Raw genomic sequence first — 18,356 nt, 5'->3', positions numbered from 1 at the left:
CCCCGCCGGGCAGCGCGTTCCAGCCGACGCGCGCGACCCGCACGGCGGCGTCCGCACCGCGCACACCGGCCCGCGCGGTTCCGGCCACCGCCCCGGCGGCCACCCCCACCGCCGGGACCGCCGTCCGTGCGAGCAGACGGGCGGCGGCCGACGGCGCCGTCAGCAAACCGAGTACCATGGCGCGCCCTCAGCGGGTGGTGCGATCGGGCCGCGCCGTCGGGCCGAGGGGCCCGGTGGACGCGTGCCCCCTGGGCGTCTTGCCCCGGGACCCGGTGTCCGGCGGGGCGGCCCGCCCCCCGGAGCCGGCTCCTCCTTCGGACCTCAGCGCCGCCGTGCCGATGTCCTCCGCGGGTTCCCGGGCCGCCGCGGCGCGCTCCCTCGCGGGCTGCCGGGGCGCGGCGGCGTCCTGAGCGGTGGGTGCCGTGTCCACGGCGGCGCTCCGGGCGGTCGTGCCACCCTCCGGTGCGGCATTCGCCGCGGCGGCGGTGTCCGGGGCGGCGTCCCGGGCCCCGATGCCCGTGCCGGGCGCGGTGTCCTCGGGCGTCGTGCCCGTGCCCGGTGTCTGCTCCAGGGTCTTCCGCCCGTCGTCGGCGGGGTGTTCGGGGCGGGGCTGGGTGAGCCAGGCCACCGCCGCGCCGGTGAGCGCGACGGGCCACTCCACCACGCCGGCGACACCGAGCACTCCGGCCCCGGTGTACACCGCGATCCGCCGCCCGCGCGGCGACACGGTACCGACCTTGTCCAGCGTTTCCTGCGCGGCCCTGCTCACCACCCCGGCGCCCGGCACCCTCCGCAGCACCGCGGCCGCGCCGTGGAGCGGCGCCGCAAGGGCCGACGACGACTTCTGCTCAGCCATGACTCTCCTCGCGGGGTGAGACCGTCCTGCGTGCCCCTCGAGTGCCCGCAACCGTGCCGGTCATCCCGTCCCTCTCAGGGAACGTCACCGGTCGCGTCCCCGCCACCGGACCCCGTCCGTCGCCGCGAGACTCCAAAGGGGGCCCGGGCCCGGGTCAGGACCGGCGGAACAGCCCCGCGGGGACGGCGTCGGCGAGCATCCGGTAGCCCTCCGGGTTGAGGTGCAGCCAGTCCCCGTCGTGGAGTGCCGGCCGCAGCCGGTCCGGCTGCGCGGGGTCGCGGACAGCGCGGTCGAAGTCGATCACCGCGTCGAAGTGCCCGTGTGTACGGATCCACGCGTTGACGGCCTGCCGGGACTTCTCCCGCTCGCCCGCCGGGTCGTCGTAGGAGGTGTTGCCTCCGAAGGGCAGCAGGGTGGCGCCGTGGACACGGATGCCCTGGGCGTGGGCGCGGACGACGATCTGCCGGTAGGCGGCGATCAGGTCCTCGGTGACCCGGCGCTGGGCGGCCGGGGTGGCGTCGGCGGTGCCGATGTCGTTGACGCCTTCGAAGACGATCAGCCAGGCGACTCCGCTGCGGGCGAGGACGTCGCGGTCGAGTCGGGCGAGGACGTTGGGGCCGAGGCCGTCCTGGAGGACGCGGTTGCCGCCGGCGGCCTGGTTCAGGACGGCGACGTGCGCGGTGGCCGGGCGGGAGCGCAGCCGGTCGTAGAGCTGGTCGGGCCAGCGGTTGTTGGCATTGGTCGTGGAGCCGCGCCCGTCGGTGAGCGAGTCGCCCACGACGGCGACGGCCTCGGTCGAGGCGTCGGCCTGCACCTCGACGTCGCTGATCAGGTACCAGTGGTCGACCGGCGTCGCCCCGGGCAGGTCGGTGTCCCGGGTGTGGTCGCCGTGGACGAGGTACGACGTCGTGCGCGAACCCGGGTGCGAGGTGAGGGCGAGGGAGCGCTGGCCGTCGGCCAGGTACGCCGTCACGGTGAGGTTGGACGCGGGGCGCAGTTCGAGGTCCAGGGGGTCGGAGACGACCTGGGCGCCGGCGGGCACGGTCGTCGACGCCCGTCCGGAGAACGTCACCCGCCGGGTCGTACGGGGCTCCACGGCGCTGACTCCCGCCTCGCCGTGGAGCGGGAGCGCCACCGTCACGGCGGTGAGGGGCAGTGGGGTGTCGCCGAAGGCGTTGGAGAAGCGCAGCCGCATGCGGTGGCCACCGGTGGAGACGCGCAGGGTCTGGCGGAGCGTGGTGTCGACCAGAACGGCATCGTCGCCGGTGAAGGGTGCCGGCGGAAGGTTGCCCGGTTCGGTGAGCTGGGGCATCGCCGTCCAGGTGTTCACCCAGTGCCGCTGGGGCGCGGCCGGCGGCCGGACGGCTGCGGACGCGCCATCCGGCCGCTGTGTGAGCGCGGTGAGGGCGGAGGCGGTGACGAGGAGGGCCAGCGCCAGGACGCAGGCGGTGACCAGGCCGGTGAGCCGGGTTCTTCCGGACGGGGTGGTCGGTGGACTCGCGGGCGGTGTCATGGGCGTCCTCCGGTGGGTCGGCGAAGGTGCGGGCGTCTGGCATGGTGGCATGCACATGGCCGCCGTGGAAGCGCTCCCACAGCAATGCCGGGCAGCCGTCACCGTCAACCAAGGGTGGCTGAATACGGGCTACGCGAGACGTTGACCAGAAAGCGCTTTCACCCTACGGTCCGTTCAGCAGCATGACCGATGAGCGCCACTTCCGGCCCCTGAGGCCACACTGTCCGCGCGCGGCGTTCTGCAAGGCGTACGTCATTCACGTATACGACCCTCCCTCGCCCCGAAGGGACACACCCGCATGCGTGCACTCCCCCCACGCACAGACCCGCGACGGTCGGCACCGGCGGCGGCCGTCGCCGCTGCCGCCACGGTCACGGTGTCCTGGAACACCTTCAAGGACCACTACAAGGGCTCGCTGGTCGGCCACAGCGACAGCAACGCGAGCGAGGACACCGGGCATCTGCGGGTGACGTACCACCACAACTGGTTCAACAACGTCAGCTCCCGCATCCCGAGCCTGCGTTTCGGCACCGGGCACTTCTACGACAACTACGTCGTGGGCGCCGAGACCGCCGTGCACTCGCGCATGGGCGCCCAGATGCTCGTCGAGAACAACGTCTTCCGCAGCACCAAGGTCGCCGTCACCACCAACCGGGACAGCAAGACGGACGGCTACGCCAACCTGCGCGGCAACGACCTCGGCGGAGCCGCCACCGAGACCTCGCAGACGGGCGGCTTCCCCAGCCCGCCGTACGGCTGCACCGCCGAGCCCGCCTCGAGCGTGGTCTCCTCGGTGACCGCCGGCGCGGGCGCCGCAAAGCCCTGACAACCACTCACCAGCCAACCGCACAGAAGGAATCGGGACATGACCTCTGCAGCACGACCGCGCGTGCGACGGCGCGCACTGACCGGAGCCCTGGCCGCACTCGGCCTCTCTGCTGCCATGATCATGACAGAGGGGGCGCTGTCTCCGGCGAACGCCGCCACCTGGCCCACCGCCAACGGCAACCAGGCCGTCACCTCCACCATCTCCGTGTCGGGCACCAAGGACTACGGGATGAAGCGCCTGTACGGCAGCGGGGCCCTGGGCACCGGCGGCCAGGACGAGAACCAGAAGCCGATCCTGGAACTGGCCGCCGGCACCGTCCTGAAGAACGTCATCATCGGCGCCCCCGCCGCCGACGGCATCCACTGCCTGGGCAGCTGCACCCTGCAGAACGTCTGGTGGGAGGACGTCGGCGAGGACGCGGCGACGTTCCTCGGCTCCTCGTCCTCCAACGTCTACACCGTCTCCGGCGGCGGCGCGAAGGAGGCCAGCGACAAGGTCTTCCAGTTCAACGGCGCCGGCACGCTGAACGTCTCGAACTTCGCGGTGCAGAACTTCGGCACCTTCGTCCGCAGCTGCGGCAACTGCAAGACTCAGTACAAGCGGACGATCAACCTCAACACCATCGAGGCGACCTACAAGGGCAGCCGGCTCGCCGGCATCAACACCAACTACGGCGACAGCGTGAGCCTGAAGAGGATCACGATCGTCGGGGACTCCAGCAAGAAGATCATCCCCTGCCAGAAGTACATCGGGAACAACACGGGCAAGGAGCCCAGCACCAACGGCACGGACGCCGACGGCACCTACTGCAAGTACGCGGCGTCCGACATCACGTACAAGTGACCCCCTCGCGGTGAGGGCGGCAGCGCGCGGCAGCCCCTGGGCGCCGTGCGCTGCCGTCGTCCGCTCATCGCCTCGCGCGGCCGAGCATCTCCTCGGTCAGCTCGCGCTGGTAGTCGGTGTACGCGGCGCGCAGCGCCGGGCCGGGCCAGTCGGCGGGCAGCAGCGGTGCGGGCAGGACGGGGTCGGCCAGCAGGTGCCGCACGACGGCCGCGAGGGCGGTGAAGCGGTCGGCCGGCCGGTCCACGCGCGCCACGTGGGCGAGCAGTGCCCGGGCGGTGACCGCCCAGCCGTCGACCGGCCACAGGCTCGCCGCCAGGCCGGGGGCGGACCCTTCGGGCCGGGCGGTGAAGCGCCGGGTCACCCGGTCCAGATCGCCTGGCCAGGGGCGGCGCAGGTTGGCGGGGCGCAGCCAGACGCCCTCGCGGAGTTCGGCGAGCCTCAGGGCGGTCAACCGGGCGCGCAGCTCGGCGCGTTCGGCGGGTCCGCGGCCGGTCGCCGTCACCACGGCCATCTCCCACTCCCCGTCCCAGGGCCGCGTGGCGGGGCGCACGGCCGCGTCCTGGCGCCGACGGCGTTCCAGCAGCCGGTCGCTGAGACCGTAGACGGTGTCCGAGCGCCGCAGGTCGCCGGCGGCCACCATCCGGCTCAGCGCCGCCCGCAGGGTGGATCCGCCGACTCCGAAGGGTTCGACGGCCCGTAGGAGGTCCTTCACCGGCAGCTCGGGCGGGTGCGTGCCCAGCAGCAGGCTCAGGACGACCGACCGCGCGGACAGCGGGCGCAGGTCGACTCCGGCGGGCTCCTGGGAGGCGTTCATGGTCACGTACTGTACTTCCGCCATGTTGCACCATTGATGCGATCGCAGATTTAGTGCAACACTGACTGCATGACCTCGCCCCTCGCGCACGCGCCGTCGCCCTCCCCCCACGCCGTCACCAACCAGGCCCCTCCCCTGGCCCCGTACGACGCGTCCGACGACGCGGCGCTGCTGGAGGGGCTGCGCCGGGAGGGCGCGGGGTGGGCCGAGCCGGACGTGCGGCGGCTCGGGGCGCTGGCGGGCGGTGAACAGGCGCAGGAGTGGGCCGAGCAGGCCAACCGGTACGAGCCCGAGCTGCGCACCCACGACCGGTACGGCAACCGGATCGACGAGGTCGACTTCCACCCCGCCTGGCACCACCTGATGCGGACCGCGGTCGCCGAGGGGCTGGCCGGCGCGCCCTGGGCGGACGACCGGCCCGGCGCCCATGTGGCCCGTACCGCGGGCGGACTGGTGTGGGGGCACACCGACGCCGGTCACGGATGCCCGACGTCGATGACGTACGCCGCCGTACCCGCCCTGCGCGCGCAGCCCGAACTCGCCGCCGTCTACGAGCCGTTGCTGACCAGCCGGGTGTACGAGCCCGGGCTGCGGGTGCCGGCCGGGAAGCAGGGCCTGCTGGCGGGCATGGGGATGACCGAGAAGCAGGGCGGCTCGGACGTGCGGACGAACACGACGACCGCCACGCCGACCGCCGAGCCGGGCGTCCACACCCTGCACGGGCACAAGTGGTTCACCTCGGCGCCCATGTGCGACGTCTTCCTGGTCCTCGCCCAGGCCCCGGGCGGCCTGTCCTGCTTCCTGGTGCCGCGCGTGCTGCCCGACGGCAGCCGCAACACCTTCCGGATCCAGCGGCTCAAGGACAAGCTGGGCAACCGGTCCAACGCCTCCTCCGAGCCGGAGTTCGACAACACCGTGGCCTGGCTGGTCGGGCCCGAGGGGCAGGGCGTCAGGACCATCATCGAGATGGTCAACTGCACGCGTCTGGACTGCGTGATGATGTCGGCGGCGCTGATGCGCAAGACGCTTGTGGAGGCCGGCCATCACGTGCGGCACCGCGCCGCCTTCGGCGCGCCGCTGATCGACCAGCCGCTGATGCGCAATGTGCTGGCCGACCTGGCGCTGGAGTCGGAGGCCGCCACGACGCTCACGCTGCGGCTGGCCGGTGCGGCCGACCGGGCGGTGCGCGCGGACGGCGAGCGGGGGAACGAGGCGGCGTTCCGGCGGATCGCGACCGCCGTCGGCAAGTTCTGGGTCACCAAGCGGGGTCCGGCCTTCACCGCGGAGGCCCTGGAGTGCCTGGGCGGCAACGGTTACGTCGAGGAGTCGGGCATGCCCCGGCACTACCGCGAGGCGCCCCTGCTGTCGATCTGGGAGGGCTCGGGGAACGTCAACGCCCTGGACGTCCTGCGGGCGCTCGGCCGGGAGCCCGGCACCGCCGAGGCGCTGTTCGCCGAACTCGCCCTGGCCCGCGGCGCCGACGTCCGTCTGGACGCGGCCGTGACCCGTCTCAAGGCCGGTCTGGGCGAGGCGTCCCCGGTGGGCGCGCGCCGCCTGGTGGAGCTGATGGCGCTGACCCTCCAGGCGTCCCTGCTGGTCCGGTACGCTCCGCCCGCCGTCGCCGACGCCTTCTGCGCGACCCGTCTCGGCGGCGACTGGGGCCACTCCTTCGGCACCCTGCCGGCCGGCGCGGACCTCGACGCCATCCTGGAGCGGTCCCTGCCTGGTTAGTCCCCGCGCATCCGGTCCTCGTCACCAGATGTTGCGGCTCCACAGCGGGCCGAAGCGGGCCCACTCGGCGTCCCACCGGGCCATGCGGCGGCGCTCCAGACGGGTGCGCAGGACGTGTCCCGTGGCGAGGGGGACAGCCGCGGCGCTCGCGCCCACCAGGCCGCCGATCATCCCGGCCCGGGTGCGGGCCCGGGCGGGCGTGGCCGGTTCGGTCACCAGGCGGCCCCGGGGATCGGTCCACACGGTGACGCGGGTGCCGGCCGCGCTGCCGGGCCGTACCCGGGCCTGGCCGGTGTGCTCGGTGCCGTCCACGGCGGTCCAGCGCACCTTCCCCCACACCCGCAGGGCGGCACCGGGCCCCTGGCCGCTTCCGGCGGCGGGCGAGCCGGGCGCCCGCCCGGTCACCTGCGCGGCCGTGGGCCGCCACTGAAGGCGCTCCTGGGCCACCCCTCGCTCCACTCCCCGGGCCGCCGTCCAGCCGGCGAGCACCCCGGCGAGAACGGTGAGGACCCAGGTGCCGAGCAGGACCCAGGCCTCCACCGTGTCGGTGCGGCGTTTGAGCGGATTGCGGCGCCACCGCCACAGCCACACCCTCGGACCACGGAACGCCATCAACGGCACCCTCCTCCTGAGCGCTCTTGAGCACACGGACCTGCAGGACCGCCCTCCCATACGAAGGGCGGCTCCCCGATGCTCACGACGAGTTCCCCGCCCCGGCGCCCCCATGGGTTCTCGCGGGCGCGCGCGAGACGGGGCGGTGTCCCGACCGTGCCGCTGTGACCTGCGGCGACGCCGCAACGAAGGGGACTGTCAGTGGTGGGGTGCACACTGGCCGATGTCCGGGACAAAGGGGTCCGGACGAAGATCTCGCGGAGGTGATCGGCATGACCGAGGTACTGCTCGCCGTGGGCACGCGCAAGGGCCTGTTCATCGGGCGGCGGCGCGGTGGCGCCTGGGAGTTCGACGACCGTCCGTACTTCAACGCACAGGCCGTGTATTCGGTCGCCGTCGACACCCGCGGCGCCGTTCCGCGGCTGCTGGCCGGCGGCGACAGCGCGCACTGGGGGCCGTCGGTGTTCCACTCCGACGACCTGGGCCGCACGTGGACCGAACCGGCCCGGCCGGCCGTGAGGTTCCCCAGGGACACGGGCACCTCGCTGGAGCGGGTGTGGCAGCTGCACCCGGCGGCCGCGGAGCCGGACGTGGTGTACGCGGGCACGGAACCGGCCGCGCTGTACCGCTCCGAGGACCGCGGTGAGAGCTTCGAGCTGGTCCGCCCGCTGTGGGAGCACCCCACCCGGTCGAAGTGGGTGCCGGGCGGCGGCGGTGAGGGCCTGCACACCGTGGTGACGGACCGGCGCGACGCGCAGGCGGTCACGGTCGCCGTCTCCACCGCGGGCGTGTTCCGCACGTCCGACGGCGGAGTGAGCTGGACGCCGTCCAACTCCGGCGTGTCGGCCGTGTTCCTGCCGGACCCGGACCCGGAGTTCGGCCAGTGCGTCCACAAGGTCGCCCAGGACGCGGAGAACCTGGACCGGCTGTACCTGCAGAACCACTGGGGGGTGTACCGCAGCGACGACGGGGGCGCGCACTGGACGGACATCGGCGAGGGCCTGCCGTCGACGTTCGGCTTCGCCGTGGCCACCCATCCGCACCGTGGCGACACGGCGTACGTCTTCCCCATCAACGCGGACGCGGACCGGGTGCCCGCCGGCCACCGGTGCCGGGTGTTCCGCACGGCGGACGCGGGCAGGAGCTGGGAGCCGCTCACGGCGGGTCTGCCGGACGAGGCCCACTACGGCACGGTGCTGCGCGACGCGCTGTGCACCGACGACGCGGACCCGGCGGGCGTGTACTTCGGCAACCGCAACGGCGAGGTGTACGCCTCGGCGGACGACGGCGACAGCTGGCAGCAACTGGCCTCGCACCTGCCGGACGTGCTCTGCGTGCGCGCGGCGGTGATCGGCTGACCACAGCGACGTGCCTCGGGCAGGCGAACGCACCGGAAACCGGCGGCGGCGATCCCCCGCGTCCGTGGATCGTCGCCGTTCCACTCACCGAGGGCACTCGACCCTGCGACGGACCGACCCCCGGGATGACCGGAGCACCTTCCTGCAACTAATATGCAAAAGCATTTGATCAGCAGCAAGGATGTGAGGGGTCATGACCGTCCGACGGACACGGGCAGCCGCAGTGGTGGCGGCACTCATCGGAGCCGCCGCCTGCTCGGCCCCGAGCAGCGGTACGGGCAGCGGAGGTGCCGCCGACTCCGTCGTGATCGGTGTGGCCTCCGAGCCCGACACCCTCAGTCCTCTTCTCGGCTACGGCAAGGACGGGAACTCCAAGATCTTCGACGGTCTGCTCGCCCTGGACGCCGACATGGAGCTGAGGCCCGCACTGGCCAGTTCACTGCCCCAGGTCGGCGACGGCGGACTCACCTACACCTACACCCTGCGCGACGGGGTCAAGTTCAGCGACGGCGAACCGCTGACCTCCGCCGACGTGGTCTTCACGTACAGGACGATCCTCGACGAGAAGACCAACAACACCTCCCGGAGCGAACTGGACGCCATCAAGGAGGTACGGGCGGACAGCGACGACAAGGTCGTCTTCACGCTCAAGTACCCCTATGCCCCGTTCGCCGGGCGCACGGTCCTGCCCATCGTCCCCGAGCACATCGCCGGCGGGCAGAACCCCAACACCGGTTCCTTCAACACCGAGCCGGTCGGCACCGGACCGTACGTCCTCACCGGCTGGCGCAAGGGCGAGAAGCTCACCTTCAAGGCCAACCCCGGCTACTGGGGCGGCGCGCCGAGGGTGAAGAAGGTGACGATGGCGATCGTCAAGGACGACGACGTGCGCGCCACCCGGCTGCGCTCGGGCGACCTCGACGGCGCGGTCCTCCCGCCCAACCTGGCCGCCACGTTCAAGGGCGACAAGGCGAAGACGACCTACGCCGCGAAGTCCTACGACTTCCGGGCCGTCACCCTTCCCCAGGAGAACAAGGTCACCGGCGACCGGGCGATCCGCCAGGCCCTGGACGCCGCGGTGAACCGCGAGGCCATGGTCGACAAGATCCTCGACGGGGCGGGGCACCCGGCCTACGGGCCGCTGCCGGTCGACGACCCCTGGTTCGCCGGGGGCATCGAGCGGCCTCATGACCTGGCGAAGGCCCAGCGGGTGCTGGACCGGGCGGGCTGGAAGGCCGGCGACGGCGGCATCCGTGCCAAGGACGGGCTGCGGGCCTCGTTCACGCTTCTCTACCCCTCCGGTGACAAGGTCCGCCAGGACCACGCCCTCGCCTACGCCTCCGACGCCAAGAAGGCGGGCATCGAGGTGAAGGTGGAGAGCGCCACCTGGGAGGTGATCGAGCCCCGTATGGGGAACGACGCCGTCCTCGCCGGATTCGGCAGCAGCGGGGACCCCGACTTCGGCCTGCACACCCTGCTGCACTCCTCCCTCGCCGGCGACGGCTTCAACAACATGGCCCGCTACGACAACCCGGCCGTGGACAAGGCCCTCGACACCGGCCGCCGCGGCCAGGACACGACCACGCGCAAGACCGCTTATGAAACGCTGCAGCGCGAGCTCGTGGAGGACCCCGGCTACACCTTCCTCACGCACATCGACCACGTCTACGTGCTGGCCGACCGCTGGGAGGGCCTGACCACTCAGGTCGAGCCGCACGAGCACGGCTTTGCCAGCGGCCCGTGGTGGAACCTCCAGGACTGGCGGCCGAAGAAGTGACCTCCCCGCTCTGGGGAGCGATGGCGCGCCTGGCGGGACGGCGGCTGCTGTTCGCCGTCCCCGTCCTCCTCGTCGTCACCTTCGGCGTGTTCGCGATCGCCGCCGCCTCCCCCTTCGACCCGGTCAAGGCGTACGCGGGTACCGCGGCCCTCGGCGCCGACGAGCAGACCCTGGACCGGCTGCGGGCCAATCTGGGGGTGGACCAGCCGTTCACCGCCCGCTGGTGGCACTGGCTGACCTCCGCTCTTTCCGGCGATCTCGGCGAGTCCAGCGTGATGCGGCAGCCGGTCGCCCAGGTCATCGGTGAGCGTCTCGTCTGGTCCGCCCTGCTGTGCGCGGTCGCCTTCGCGGCGGCCGTGCTGGCCGGCACCGTGCTCGGAGTCCTCGCCGCCCGCCGTCCGGGGTCCCCGCTCGACCGGGTCGTCACCTCACTCGCCTACTCCTTGGAGGCGGCACCGGTCTTCTGGCTCGCCCTGCTCGCGATCTGGCTGTTCGCCCTCCAGATGGGCGTGCTCCCGGCCGGCGGGCTCACCGACACCGCCAGCGAACAGGTCACGGCAGGGCAGGTCGTGAGCCATCTCGTGCTGCCGGCCGGGGTGCTCGCCGTCTCCCAACTGCCGTGGTTCACCCTCTACGTGCGCCAGGGCGTCGGCGACGCGCTGGCGGAGGATCCCGTACGCGGCGCCCGGGCCCGCGGGGTGAGCGAACGCACCGTTCTGCTCGGTCACGCCCTGCGCTCCGGTCTGCTGCCGGTCCTCACACTGATCGGCTCCCGCGTGCCCGAACTCATCACCGGCGCCCTGCTGGTGGAGAGCGTCTTCAGCTGGCCGGGCATCGCCGCGGCCACCGTGGAAGCGGCCACCGCGGTCGACTTCCCGCTGCTCGCCGCGCTGACGACCCTGGCCACGGCCGCCGTCCTGGTCGGCAATCTGCTCGCGGACCTGCTCTACGGACTGTTCGACCCGAGGGTGAAGTTCAGTGACATGTGACGCCCCCGCCTCCCGGGGAACCGTGTGGCGGTCGTACGGCACGAAGGGCCGCTCCACCCGGACGCTGCGGGTACGCACCTCCGTCGTGCTGGTCGCCGCGACCGTCCTCGCCGTCCTTCTCGTACCACCGCTGGTCCAGCTCGACCAGCAGGCCGTCGACCTGGCCGCCAAGCTGCTGCCGCCGAGCTGGGCCCACCCCTTCGGCACCGACGACCTCGGCCGGGACCTGCTGCTGCGCTGCGTCTACGGACTGCGCGTCTCCCTGCTCGTCGGAGCGGCGGCGGCGGTGACGGCCACCGTCGTCGGTACCGCCGTCGGGGCCACCGCCGGCGCCCTGGGCGGCTGGGTCGACCGCGGGATCATGCGGGTCGTGGACACGGTCTCCTCCGTGCCCCACCTGCTGCTGGGCATCTTCATCGTCGCCATGTTCCGGCCGGGCGTCTGGCCGGTGATCGTCTCCGTCGCCCTCACCCACTGGCTGTCGACAGCCCGGATCGTCCGCGCCGAAGTCCTCTCCCTGCGCTCGCGCCCGTACGTCGACGCCGCCGTCTCCGGCGGCGCGTCCAGGTGGCGGGTGGCCGTACGGCAACTGCTGCCCGCCGTCCTGCCGCAGGCCGCGCTCGCCGCGGTGCTGATGGTGCCGCATGCCATGTGGCACGAGTCGGCGCTGTCCTTCCTCGGGCTCGGGCTGCCCACGCACACGGCGAGCCTGGGCACCCTCATCCAGAGCGCGCGGGGCTCACTGCTGGCCGGACAGTGGTGGCCGACCCTCTTCCCCGGCCTGTTCGTCATCGTCCCGACCCTCGCCATCGCCGGACTCGCCGGAGCCTGGCGGGAGCGGATCAACCCCCGCCGCCGATCGGAGCTGATGCTGTGACCGAGCGATCGCCCGTACTGTCGGTACGCGGACTGTCGGTGCGCTTCCTCATGCCCGGCGGGCGTCGCATCGCCGCCGTCACCGACGCGCACTTCGACGTCGCGGCCGGCGAGTGCCTGGCCCTGATCGGCGAGAGCGGCTGCGGCAAGTCCGTCCTCGCCTCCGCGCTGCTCGGCCTGCTTCCCGGCAACGCCGAGGCCACCGGGGAGGCGATGCTGGGCGGCCTCGACCTGCTCTCGGCCGACGAGCGGACTCTCGCCCGGACGGTACGGGGCCGGCTGGTCGGGCTCATACCGCAGAGCCCGGCCGCCCATCTCACCCCCGTGCGCACCATCCGCTCCCAGGTGCAGGAGACGGTCGCCGCACTGACCGGCGTCCGCGGGCGTGCGGGCGTGCGCTCCGCCGCGCAGGCGGCCGCCGAACGAGCCGCGTTCCCCTCGGACCACCTGGACCACCACCCGCACGAGCTGTCCGGCGGCCTGGCCCAGCGCGCCGCCACCGCCCTGGCCCTCGTCGGTGACGCGCCGCTGCTGCTCGCCGACGAACCGACCACCGGACTCGACCGTGACCTGGTGGACCACACGGTCGACGAACTGCGACGCCACATCGACCACCCGGGCGAGCCGGACACGGCGGAGCGTGCCCTGCTGATGATCACGCACGACCTGGCGGCGGCCGAACGCATCGCCGACCGGGTCGCCGTCATGTATGCGGGCCGGATCGTCGAACTCGCCGACGCGGAGGAGTTCTTCGGCTTCCCCGGCCCCCGCCATCCCTACAGCCGCGGCCTGCTCCAGGCCCTCCCCGACCGGGCCTTCACCCCCATCCCCGGCCTGCCGCCCGAACTCGGTTCCCTCCCCGACGGCTGTGCCTTCGCCGCCCGCTGCGACCGGGCCGACGACACCTGCGCCGTGCTGCCGCCGGCAGTCGGCGGGGTCGCCTGCCACCACCCCGTCCCGGGCGCCGGCATGGAAGCGTCCCAGGGAGCACAGGAGGACGTCCGTGCTTGAACTACGCGCCATCACCGCGGGCTACGACCGGCGGAATCCGGTGGTACGGGACGTCTCCCTGTCCGTCGCGCCCGGTGAGGCGGTCGGCCTGCTCGGCCCCAGCGGCTGCGGCAAGTCCACTCTGGCCCGGGTCGCGGCCCTGCTGCACCGCCCCGACTCCGGCACCCTGCTGCTGGACGGCGAGCCCGTACGGCGGTGGCGCCACCGTGCCCCGCGTCCGCTGCGCACCGCCTTCGGTGTGGTCTTCCAGCAGCCCCGCCTCGCCGCGGACCCCCGCCTCGCGCTCACCGACCTGATCGCCGAACCCCTGCGCGCCACCGGCCGGCGCGACGAGGTGCCGGAGCGGGTCACCGAGCTGGCCCGGACGGTCGGTCTGACCCCCGACCTGCTCGGCAGACGCCCCCACGAGGTCAGCGACGGCCAGCTCCAACGCGCCTGCCTGGCCCGTGCCCTCGTCCTGCGCCCCCGCTGGCTGGTCTGCGACGAGATGACCGCGATGCTCGACGCCTCCACGACGGCCGCCCTGGTCGCGGTCGTCGAGGACTACCGTGCCGCCACGGGCGCGGGCCTGCTCGCCGTCGGCCACGACCGCACGCTCCTGCACCGCTGGTGCGACCGCACCGTCCACTGGGACACCCTGACCGGCGCCGGCCGGACGCACTGACCGGAGACCGTCGGCTCGGTCGCCCTCATGACACCGCTTCTGCGGGGACTCCCCGGCTCAGCAGGTCCTCACCGTCCGTCCCCGGCGGGACCGCCGGCTCCGGCAATGGTGGTGCGGGCGGACTCGTCGACCCGGAGGGTGAAGACGTCCGGGCGGGCGTAGTGGCCGGTCGGGTCGAAGTCGAAGCGGGCGCGGGCCAGGTCGTCGAGGTCGAGTTCGGCGGTCAGGATGCCCTCGCCGTCGCGCAGCGGTCCGGCCAGGACCTCGCCGAGCGGAGAGACGATCACGGAGCCGCCGCCGATCAGCACGGTGTCGGGCGCGTCGCCCTGCACGGGGTGGAGGTCGGCGGGCAGGGCGTCACGGCGCAGGTACTGGTTGGCGCTGAGGACGAAGCAGCGGCCCTCCAGCGCGATGTGCCGCATGGTGGCCTGCCAGGCGTCGCGGTCGTCGACGGTCGGCGCGCACCACAGGTCGACTCCCTTGGCGTACATCGCCGCACGGAACAGAGGCATGTAGTTCTCCCAGCAGATGCCCGCGCCGAGGCGGGCCGTGCCGGTGTCGACGACCGGCATGGTGGAGCCGTCGCCCTGACCCCACAGGTAGCGTTCGGCGGCGGTCGGCATCAGCTTGCGGTGCAGGCCCAGATACCCGTCCGGTCCGAAGAAGAGCGCCACGCAGTACAGGGTGCCGCCCTGTCGTTCGACCGCACCGACCACGGCGTGGCAGCCCAGTTCCCGAGTGAGGCCGGCCAGGGCGTCGACCTCGGGGCCGGGGATGTCGACGGCGGCGGCGTGGTAGCGCCGGAACAGCTCCCGGCCGGCCGAGGTCCGGCTGCCGACGGTGATCCCGAAGTCCAGGCCCTTGGGGTAGCCGCCGAGGAACGCCTCGGGCAGGACGACGACTTCGGCGCGGTGGGCCGTGACGGCCTCACGGATCAACTCCTCGGCACGGACCAGCGCGGCGGGCGTGTCGAACAACGGGGCGGCGGCCTGGACGACGGCGGCAGTCACAGTGGTCATGGCGCCGAGCCTAGCCAGGAGTTCAGCAGTCTTACCAGGTCAGGGGAGATGTGACCGGCGGGGAGCGGCCCCCGCCGGTCGGCTGGAGCGGGCCCGTCAACCGGTCGCGCAGGTGGTGCCGTTGAGGGTGAACGCCGTCGGGGCGGGGTTGGTCGTGAGCTTGGTGCCGGTGAAGCCGACCGCGACCGAGCCGTTGACGGGGATCGTCGAGGTGTACGACGCGGCGGCGACCGTCACCGAGGAGCCGTTCTGGGTCGGGGTGCCGCCCCACATGTTGCTGATGGTCTGGCCGGCCGGGAAGGCGAAGCCCAGAGTCCAGCCGTTGACGGTGGCGGTGCCGGTGTTGCGGACGGTGATCTCACCCTGGAAGCCACCGGGCCATTCGTTGGTGACGCGGTAGCCGACGGAGCAGCCGGCGCCGGGGGTGCCGGTGTCCTTCCTGGTCGTGACGGTGATCGTGGCCGAGTGGGGAGAGCGGTTGCCGGCCGCGTCCTTGGCGTACACCGCGAAGGTGTACGCCGTGTCCGGGGTCAGGGACGGGACGGTGACCGTGGTGGTCACGGAGGAGGCGACCGTGGTCTCCGTGGTGCCGTTGACGCGGACCACCTCGTAGCCGGTGACGCCGACGTCGTCCGTGGCGGCGGGCCAGGTCAGGGTGACCGAGGTGGAGGAGACGCCCGAGGCGGTCGGGGTGCCCGGGGCGGTCGGGGCCCGGGTGTCGGGGGCGGTGCCGCCGAAGACCGTGGCCTCGTCGGAGGTCTGGGCTATGCCGTTGGCGCCGTGGAAGACGCGCTGCCCCCAGGAGCTGAGCCGTGCCGGGTCGAAGCCGATCGCGAGGTCGAGGATCGGGTCGGTGTTGCCGCTCCAGGACCAGGCCAGATAGCCGAGGTCGAGCTGTTCGGCGGTGGCCATCATGGCGTCCTCGTCCGGGTCGCCCCACTGGTCGGCCGGGCCACCGAACTCGCCGATGAGGATGGGGAGTTCGGCGGTGACGAAGGCGTTGAGGTAGTCGGTGACCTTCTGGGCCGTGTCGAAGACGCTGTACATGTGGATCGAGAAGATCAGGTTGCCGGTGGGGTCGGCGTCGTAGACCGTCCGGGCGTTGGCCCGCATGACGCCCTGCCAGTCCTGGCCCCAGTTGGGCGCGTCCACCATGACCGTGTGCTCGAGGCCGGCCCTGCGCAGCTTCTTGATCGCGGCGATCGTGGGATCGGTCCAGCCGGCCGGGTCGGTGTTGCCCCAGGGCTCGTTGCCGATGTTGATGATGACGTAGTCCTCTTCGCCGGCCAGGACGTCCTTGAGGCTGATCCAGTAGTCGGCGGCGTGGTCGAGCGTGCCGGCGGCGGCATCCTCGCCGTAGCCGGTGGTGTCGTGCACCTCCAGTACGCAGATCAGGCGGTTGGCCTTGCAGTTGCCGATGACGGCCGCCACGTCCTGCGCGCTGTTCCGGGTCCATCGGTGGCCGTCGGAGAGGACGACCCGCACGCTGTTGGCGCCGAGCGCCTTGATGTCGGCCAGCGACCGTGTTTCGCCCGTGTACCAGGTGTGGGCGTGGTTGACGCCGCGCATCACGAAGTCGTTGCCGTTGCCTTCGAGGAGGCGGCCGTTGCTGATGTGCAGGCCGGTCGCGGCGGCACCGGGGGACTGGGGGCCGGCGTGGGCGGGGGGCGGGGACAGGGCGAGCAGGCCGAGGAGGACGGCCACGGCTGCCAGTAAGGCGGCGGACGGGTTCCTGAGGGTCGTGCTTCTTGTTGTTCTCACTGCGACTCCAGGGAGTGAGGCAAGGAAGCCGGGCGGACCATGAACATGGGAGCGCTCCCATAGAGCCAGTTGGGCCAGGAGCGCGTCAAGGGGTGAGGGGAAAGCGGTTTCCCGTCCAGGGGTTGACGTGCTGATGACCGACCGGGTCGAGCCCTCGCCACCACGAGCGGGAGGGCACGGCCGCGTCCGACTCCGTCCGCCGCGCACATCGGGCGCCGGCCTCGAAGCCGTCACGCCCGCGGCGGTCTACGGCAGTCGCCAGTCCACCGGCTCGGCCCCCTGCCGCACGAGGAGGTCGTTGGCCCGGCTGAACGGGCGCGAGCCGAAGAAACCCCGGTCCGCCGACATCGGCGAGGGGTGCGCCGACTCGATCGCCGGATACTCCCCGAGCAGCGGGCGCAGGTTGCGCGCGTCACGGCCCCACAGGATCGACACCAACGGCCGCCCCCTCGCGGCAAGGGCGCGGATGGCCTGCTCGGTGACCTCCTCCCAGCCCTTGCCCCGGTGGGCGCCCGGCTTGCGCGGGGCCGTGGTCAGCGCCCTGTTCAGCAGCAGCACACCCTGCCGGGTCCATGGGGTCAGATCACCGTTGGACGGCCTGGGCAGACCCAGATCCGCGTTCAGCTCCCGGTAGATGTTCTCCAGACTGCCCGGCAGCGACCGCACCTCCGGCGAGACCGCGAAGCTCAGACCGATCGCCATACCCGGCGTCGGGTACGGGTCCTGACCGACGATCAGGACCCGTACGTCGTCAAAGGGCTGCTGGAACGCCCGCAGGACATTCGCTCCCGCCGGGAGATACGTCCTCCCCGCCGCCACCTCGGCGCGCAGGAAGTCCCCCATGTCCGCGATACGCCCGGCCACCGGCTCCAGGGCCTTCGCCCAGCCGGCCTCAACAAGTTCATGCAACGGTCGTCGTGCCACGCCTCGCCACTCTAGTGGCCCACACCGACAACCCGTACCAGCGGACCAGCCCCTACGAAGGGAACCTCCCCGGGCGCTAGTCTTTTTTCCCGTCAAGGTCGTCGAACCGGTCGAGCAGATCGCACAATCGCGCAGATCGCGCAGCCGGTCGCCGGGGAGAAGGGGGACCCACTGCGTCCAATGATCGAGCAGGAGGGGCAGCCGGTGGACCGGCGCCTGCCGTGACGGGCGGGGCCGCGGCCGGCGTCTCCGGTTTCCTCGCCGTGGACTCGGGCGGCTCCGGGGTCCGGGTCGTGGTCGGCGTACCCGGGCGCGGGCCACTGGCGCGGAGCGAGTCCGGGGAGCCGGTGCGCACCGGGGCGCAGGGCATCGACCCGGGACACCTCATGGAGCAACTGGTGCCCATGGCGTGGGCGTTGGCCGCCGAGGCGGGGGTGGAGCGGCTGGAGACGGCCGTGCTGGGCGCCGCCGGGTTCGCCACCCTGGGCGACGCGCTGCGCGCCGAACTGCCCGGCGCGCTGGCGCGGCACCTCGGGGTGCGCAGGGTCGCGCTGGTCGCCGACGCGGTCACCGCGTACACCGGCGCCCTGGGGCCGCGGCCGGGCGCGGTGATCGCCGCCGGGACCGGTCTGATCGCGATCGGCACCGATCTGACGGGCTGGCGCCGCGCGGACGGCTGGGGCCATCTGCTCGGCGACTGCGGCAGCGGCGCGTGGATCGGCCGGGCGGGCCTGGAGGCGGCACTGCGCGCCCACGACGGGCGGGACGGCGGCTCGGCG

At 72.9% G+C, this 18,356-nt stretch carries 16 protein-coding genes and 1 pseudogene; 10 read left to right on the top strand and 7 right to left on the bottom strand.

All coding sequences use genetic code 11. The features are described 5' to 3' along the window. Positions 1 to 187: 187 nt before the first annotated feature. Positions 188 to 856, bottom strand: coding sequence for a hypothetical protein (locus DEP02_RS12765; RefSeq protein ID WP_112467433.1), 669 nt, complete (start codon positions 854 to 856; stop codon positions 188 to 190). Positions 857 to 1,010: 154 nt separating this feature from the next. Then, on the bottom strand, positions 1,011 to 2,369 hold the full coding sequence (locus DEP02_RS12755) for an SGNH/GDSL hydrolase family protein (RefSeq protein ID WP_112467432.1): 1,359 nt from the start codon (positions 2,367 to 2,369) through the stop codon (positions 1,011 to 1,013). A gap of 361 nt (positions 2,370 to 2,730) precedes the next feature. Here DEP02_RS12755 and DEP02_RS12750 point away from each other — a divergent pair. Both DEP02_RS12750 and DEP02_RS12745 read left to right on the top strand, forming a co-directional pair. Continuing rightward, a pseudogene (locus DEP02_RS12750) lies at positions 2,731 to 3,195 on the top strand (pectate lyase family protein); the annotation flags it as partial. Between the two features lie 39 nt (positions 3,196 to 3,234). Beyond that, entirely contained in the window at positions 3,235 to 4,041 is an 807-nt protein-coding gene (locus DEP02_RS12745; RefSeq protein ID WP_112467431.1) for a pectate lyase, read from the top strand. A gap of 64 nt (positions 4,042 to 4,105) precedes the next feature. On the opposite strand, the gene DEP02_RS12740 is transcribed toward DEP02_RS12745, so the two are convergent. Beyond that, positions 4,106 to 4,879 (bottom strand): PaaX family transcriptional regulator C-terminal domain-containing protein, encoded by a 774-nt coding sequence (locus DEP02_RS12740; RefSeq protein WP_232839079.1) that lies wholly within the window; start codon positions 4,877 to 4,879, stop codon positions 4,106 to 4,108. 45 nt (positions 4,880 to 4,924) lie between these two features. On the opposite strand from DEP02_RS12740, the gene DEP02_RS12735 reads away from it, so the two are divergent. Beyond that, on the top strand, positions 4,925 to 6,586 hold the full coding sequence (locus DEP02_RS12735) for an acyl-CoA dehydrogenase family protein (protein WP_112467430.1): 1,662 nt from the start codon (positions 4,925 to 4,927) through the stop codon (positions 6,584 to 6,586). Between the two features lie 21 nt (positions 6,587 to 6,607). Here DEP02_RS12735 and DEP02_RS12730 read toward each other — a convergent pair whose 3' ends face one another. After that, positions 6,608 to 7,198 (bottom strand): Rv1733c family protein, encoded by a 591-nt coding sequence (locus DEP02_RS12730; protein WP_112467429.1) that lies wholly within the window; start codon positions 7,196 to 7,198, stop codon positions 6,608 to 6,610. A gap of 272 nt (positions 7,199 to 7,470) precedes the next feature. Between DEP02_RS12730 and DEP02_RS12725 the strand changes: the two genes are divergently transcribed. The 6 genes from DEP02_RS12725 to DEP02_RS12700 all read left to right on the top strand — a co-directional run bounded on the left by DEP02_RS12725 (position 7,471) and on the right by DEP02_RS12700 (position 13,873). Continuing rightward, on the top strand, positions 7,471 to 8,556 hold the full coding sequence (locus tag DEP02_RS12725) for a WD40/YVTN/BNR-like repeat-containing protein (RefSeq protein ID WP_112467435.1): 1,086 nt from the start codon (positions 7,471 to 7,473) through the stop codon (positions 8,554 to 8,556). A gap of 193 nt (positions 8,557 to 8,749) precedes the next feature. Beyond that, on the top strand, positions 8,750 to 10,333 hold the full coding sequence (locus DEP02_RS12720) for an ABC transporter substrate-binding protein (protein ID WP_112467428.1): 1,584 nt from the start codon (positions 8,750 to 8,752) through the stop codon (positions 10,331 to 10,333). Between the two features lie 20 nt (positions 10,334 to 10,353). Continuing rightward, on the top strand, positions 10,354 to 11,322 hold the full coding sequence (locus DEP02_RS12715) for an ABC transporter permease (RefSeq protein WP_112467434.1): 969 nt from the start codon (positions 10,354 to 10,356) through the stop codon (positions 11,320 to 11,322). Then, the gene (locus tag DEP02_RS12710; RefSeq protein WP_112467427.1) at positions 11,312 to 12,199 is read left to right on the top strand and encodes an ABC transporter permease; all 888 of its coding nucleotides are present in this window, start codon (positions 11,312 to 11,314) and stop codon (positions 12,197 to 12,199) included. The genes DEP02_RS12715 and DEP02_RS12710 overlap by 11 nt, the downstream gene beginning before the upstream one ends. Beyond that, positions 12,196 to 13,209: an ABC transporter ATP-binding protein gene (locus tag DEP02_RS12705; protein WP_112467426.1), complete on the top strand. Its 1,014-nt coding sequence runs from the start codon at positions 12,196 to 12,198 to the stop codon at positions 13,207 to 13,209. Before DEP02_RS12710 ends, DEP02_RS12705 begins: the two co-directional genes overlap by 4 nt. Next, a complete protein-coding gene (locus DEP02_RS12700) occupies positions 13,202 to 13,873 on the top strand; it encodes an ABC transporter ATP-binding protein (protein ID WP_112467425.1) in 672 nt (223 codons plus the stop codon). Before DEP02_RS12705 ends, DEP02_RS12700 begins: the two co-directional genes overlap by 8 nt. A gap of 68 nt (positions 13,874 to 13,941) precedes the next feature. Here DEP02_RS12700 and DEP02_RS12695 read toward each other — a convergent pair whose 3' ends face one another. The 3 genes from DEP02_RS12695 to DEP02_RS12685 all read right to left on the bottom strand — a co-directional run bounded on the left by DEP02_RS12695 (position 13,942) and on the right by DEP02_RS12685 (position 17,577). Beyond that, positions 13,942 to 14,892: a nitrilase-related carbon-nitrogen hydrolase gene (locus DEP02_RS12695; protein ID WP_112467424.1), complete on the bottom strand. Its 951-nt coding sequence runs from the start codon at positions 14,890 to 14,892 to the stop codon at positions 13,942 to 13,944. A 96-nt stretch (positions 14,893 to 14,988) separates the two neighbouring features. Then, entirely contained in the window at positions 14,989 to 16,653 is a 1,665-nt protein-coding gene (locus DEP02_RS12690) for a cellulase family glycosylhydrolase (RefSeq protein WP_112467423.1), read from the bottom strand. A 246-nt stretch (positions 16,654 to 16,899) separates the two neighbouring features. Further along, positions 16,900 to 17,577, bottom strand: a complete 678-nt coding sequence (locus tag DEP02_RS12685; protein ID WP_112467422.1) for a uracil-DNA glycosylase — start codon at positions 17,575 to 17,577, stop codon at positions 16,900 to 16,902. Positions 17,578 to 17,798: 221 nt separating this feature from the next. Between DEP02_RS12685 and DEP02_RS12680 the strand changes: the two genes are divergently transcribed. Next, the coding region (locus DEP02_RS12680) for a BadF/BadG/BcrA/BcrD ATPase family protein (RefSeq protein WP_332871959.1) at positions 17,799 to 18,356 on the top strand (558 nt) is incomplete at its 3' end.

It is taken from the genome of Streptomyces triticisoli (genome assembly GCF_003270085.1).
In the GTDB taxonomy this organism is placed as follows: domain Bacteria; phylum Actinomycetota; class Actinomycetes; order Streptomycetales; family Streptomycetaceae; genus Streptomyces; species Streptomyces triticisoli.
This window is presented reverse-complemented; position numbering and strand designations above follow the sequence as displayed.

Excerpts from the sequence above, each read along its gene's own strand:
- DEP02_RS12765 (WP_112467433.1), bottom strand. The coding sequence starts at position 856 with ATGGCTGAGCAGAAGTCGTCGTCGGCCCTTGCGGCGCCGCTCCACGGC.
- DEP02_RS12755 (WP_112467432.1), bottom strand. The coding sequence starts at position 2,369 with ATGACACCGCCCGCGAGTCCACCGACCACCCCGTCCGGAAGAACCCGG.
- DEP02_RS12745 (WP_112467431.1), top strand. The coding sequence starts at position 3,235 with ATGACCTCTGCAGCACGACCGCGCGTGCGACGGCGCGCACTGACCGGA.
- DEP02_RS12740 (WP_232839079.1), bottom strand. The coding sequence starts at position 4,879 with ATGGCGGAAGTACAGTACGTGACCATGAACGCCTCCCAGGAGCCCGCC.
- DEP02_RS12735 (WP_112467430.1), top strand. The coding sequence starts at position 4,925 with ATGACCTCGCCCCTCGCGCACGCGCCGTCGCCCTCCCCCCACGCCGTC.
- DEP02_RS12730 (WP_112467429.1), bottom strand. The coding sequence starts at position 7,198 with ATGGCGTTCCGTGGTCCGAGGGTGTGGCTGTGGCGGTGGCGCCGCAAT.
- DEP02_RS12725 (WP_112467435.1), top strand. The coding sequence starts at position 7,471 with ATGACCGAGGTACTGCTCGCCGTGGGCACGCGCAAGGGCCTGTTCATC.
- DEP02_RS12720 (WP_112467428.1), top strand. The coding sequence starts at position 8,750 with ATGACCGTCCGACGGACACGGGCAGCCGCAGTGGTGGCGGCACTCATC.
- DEP02_RS12715 (WP_112467434.1), top strand. The coding sequence starts at position 10,354 with ATGGCGCGCCTGGCGGGACGGCGGCTGCTGTTCGCCGTCCCCGTCCTC.
- DEP02_RS12695 (WP_112467424.1), bottom strand. The coding sequence starts at position 14,892 with ATGACCACTGTGACTGCCGCCGTCGTCCAGGCCGCCGCCCCGTTGTTC.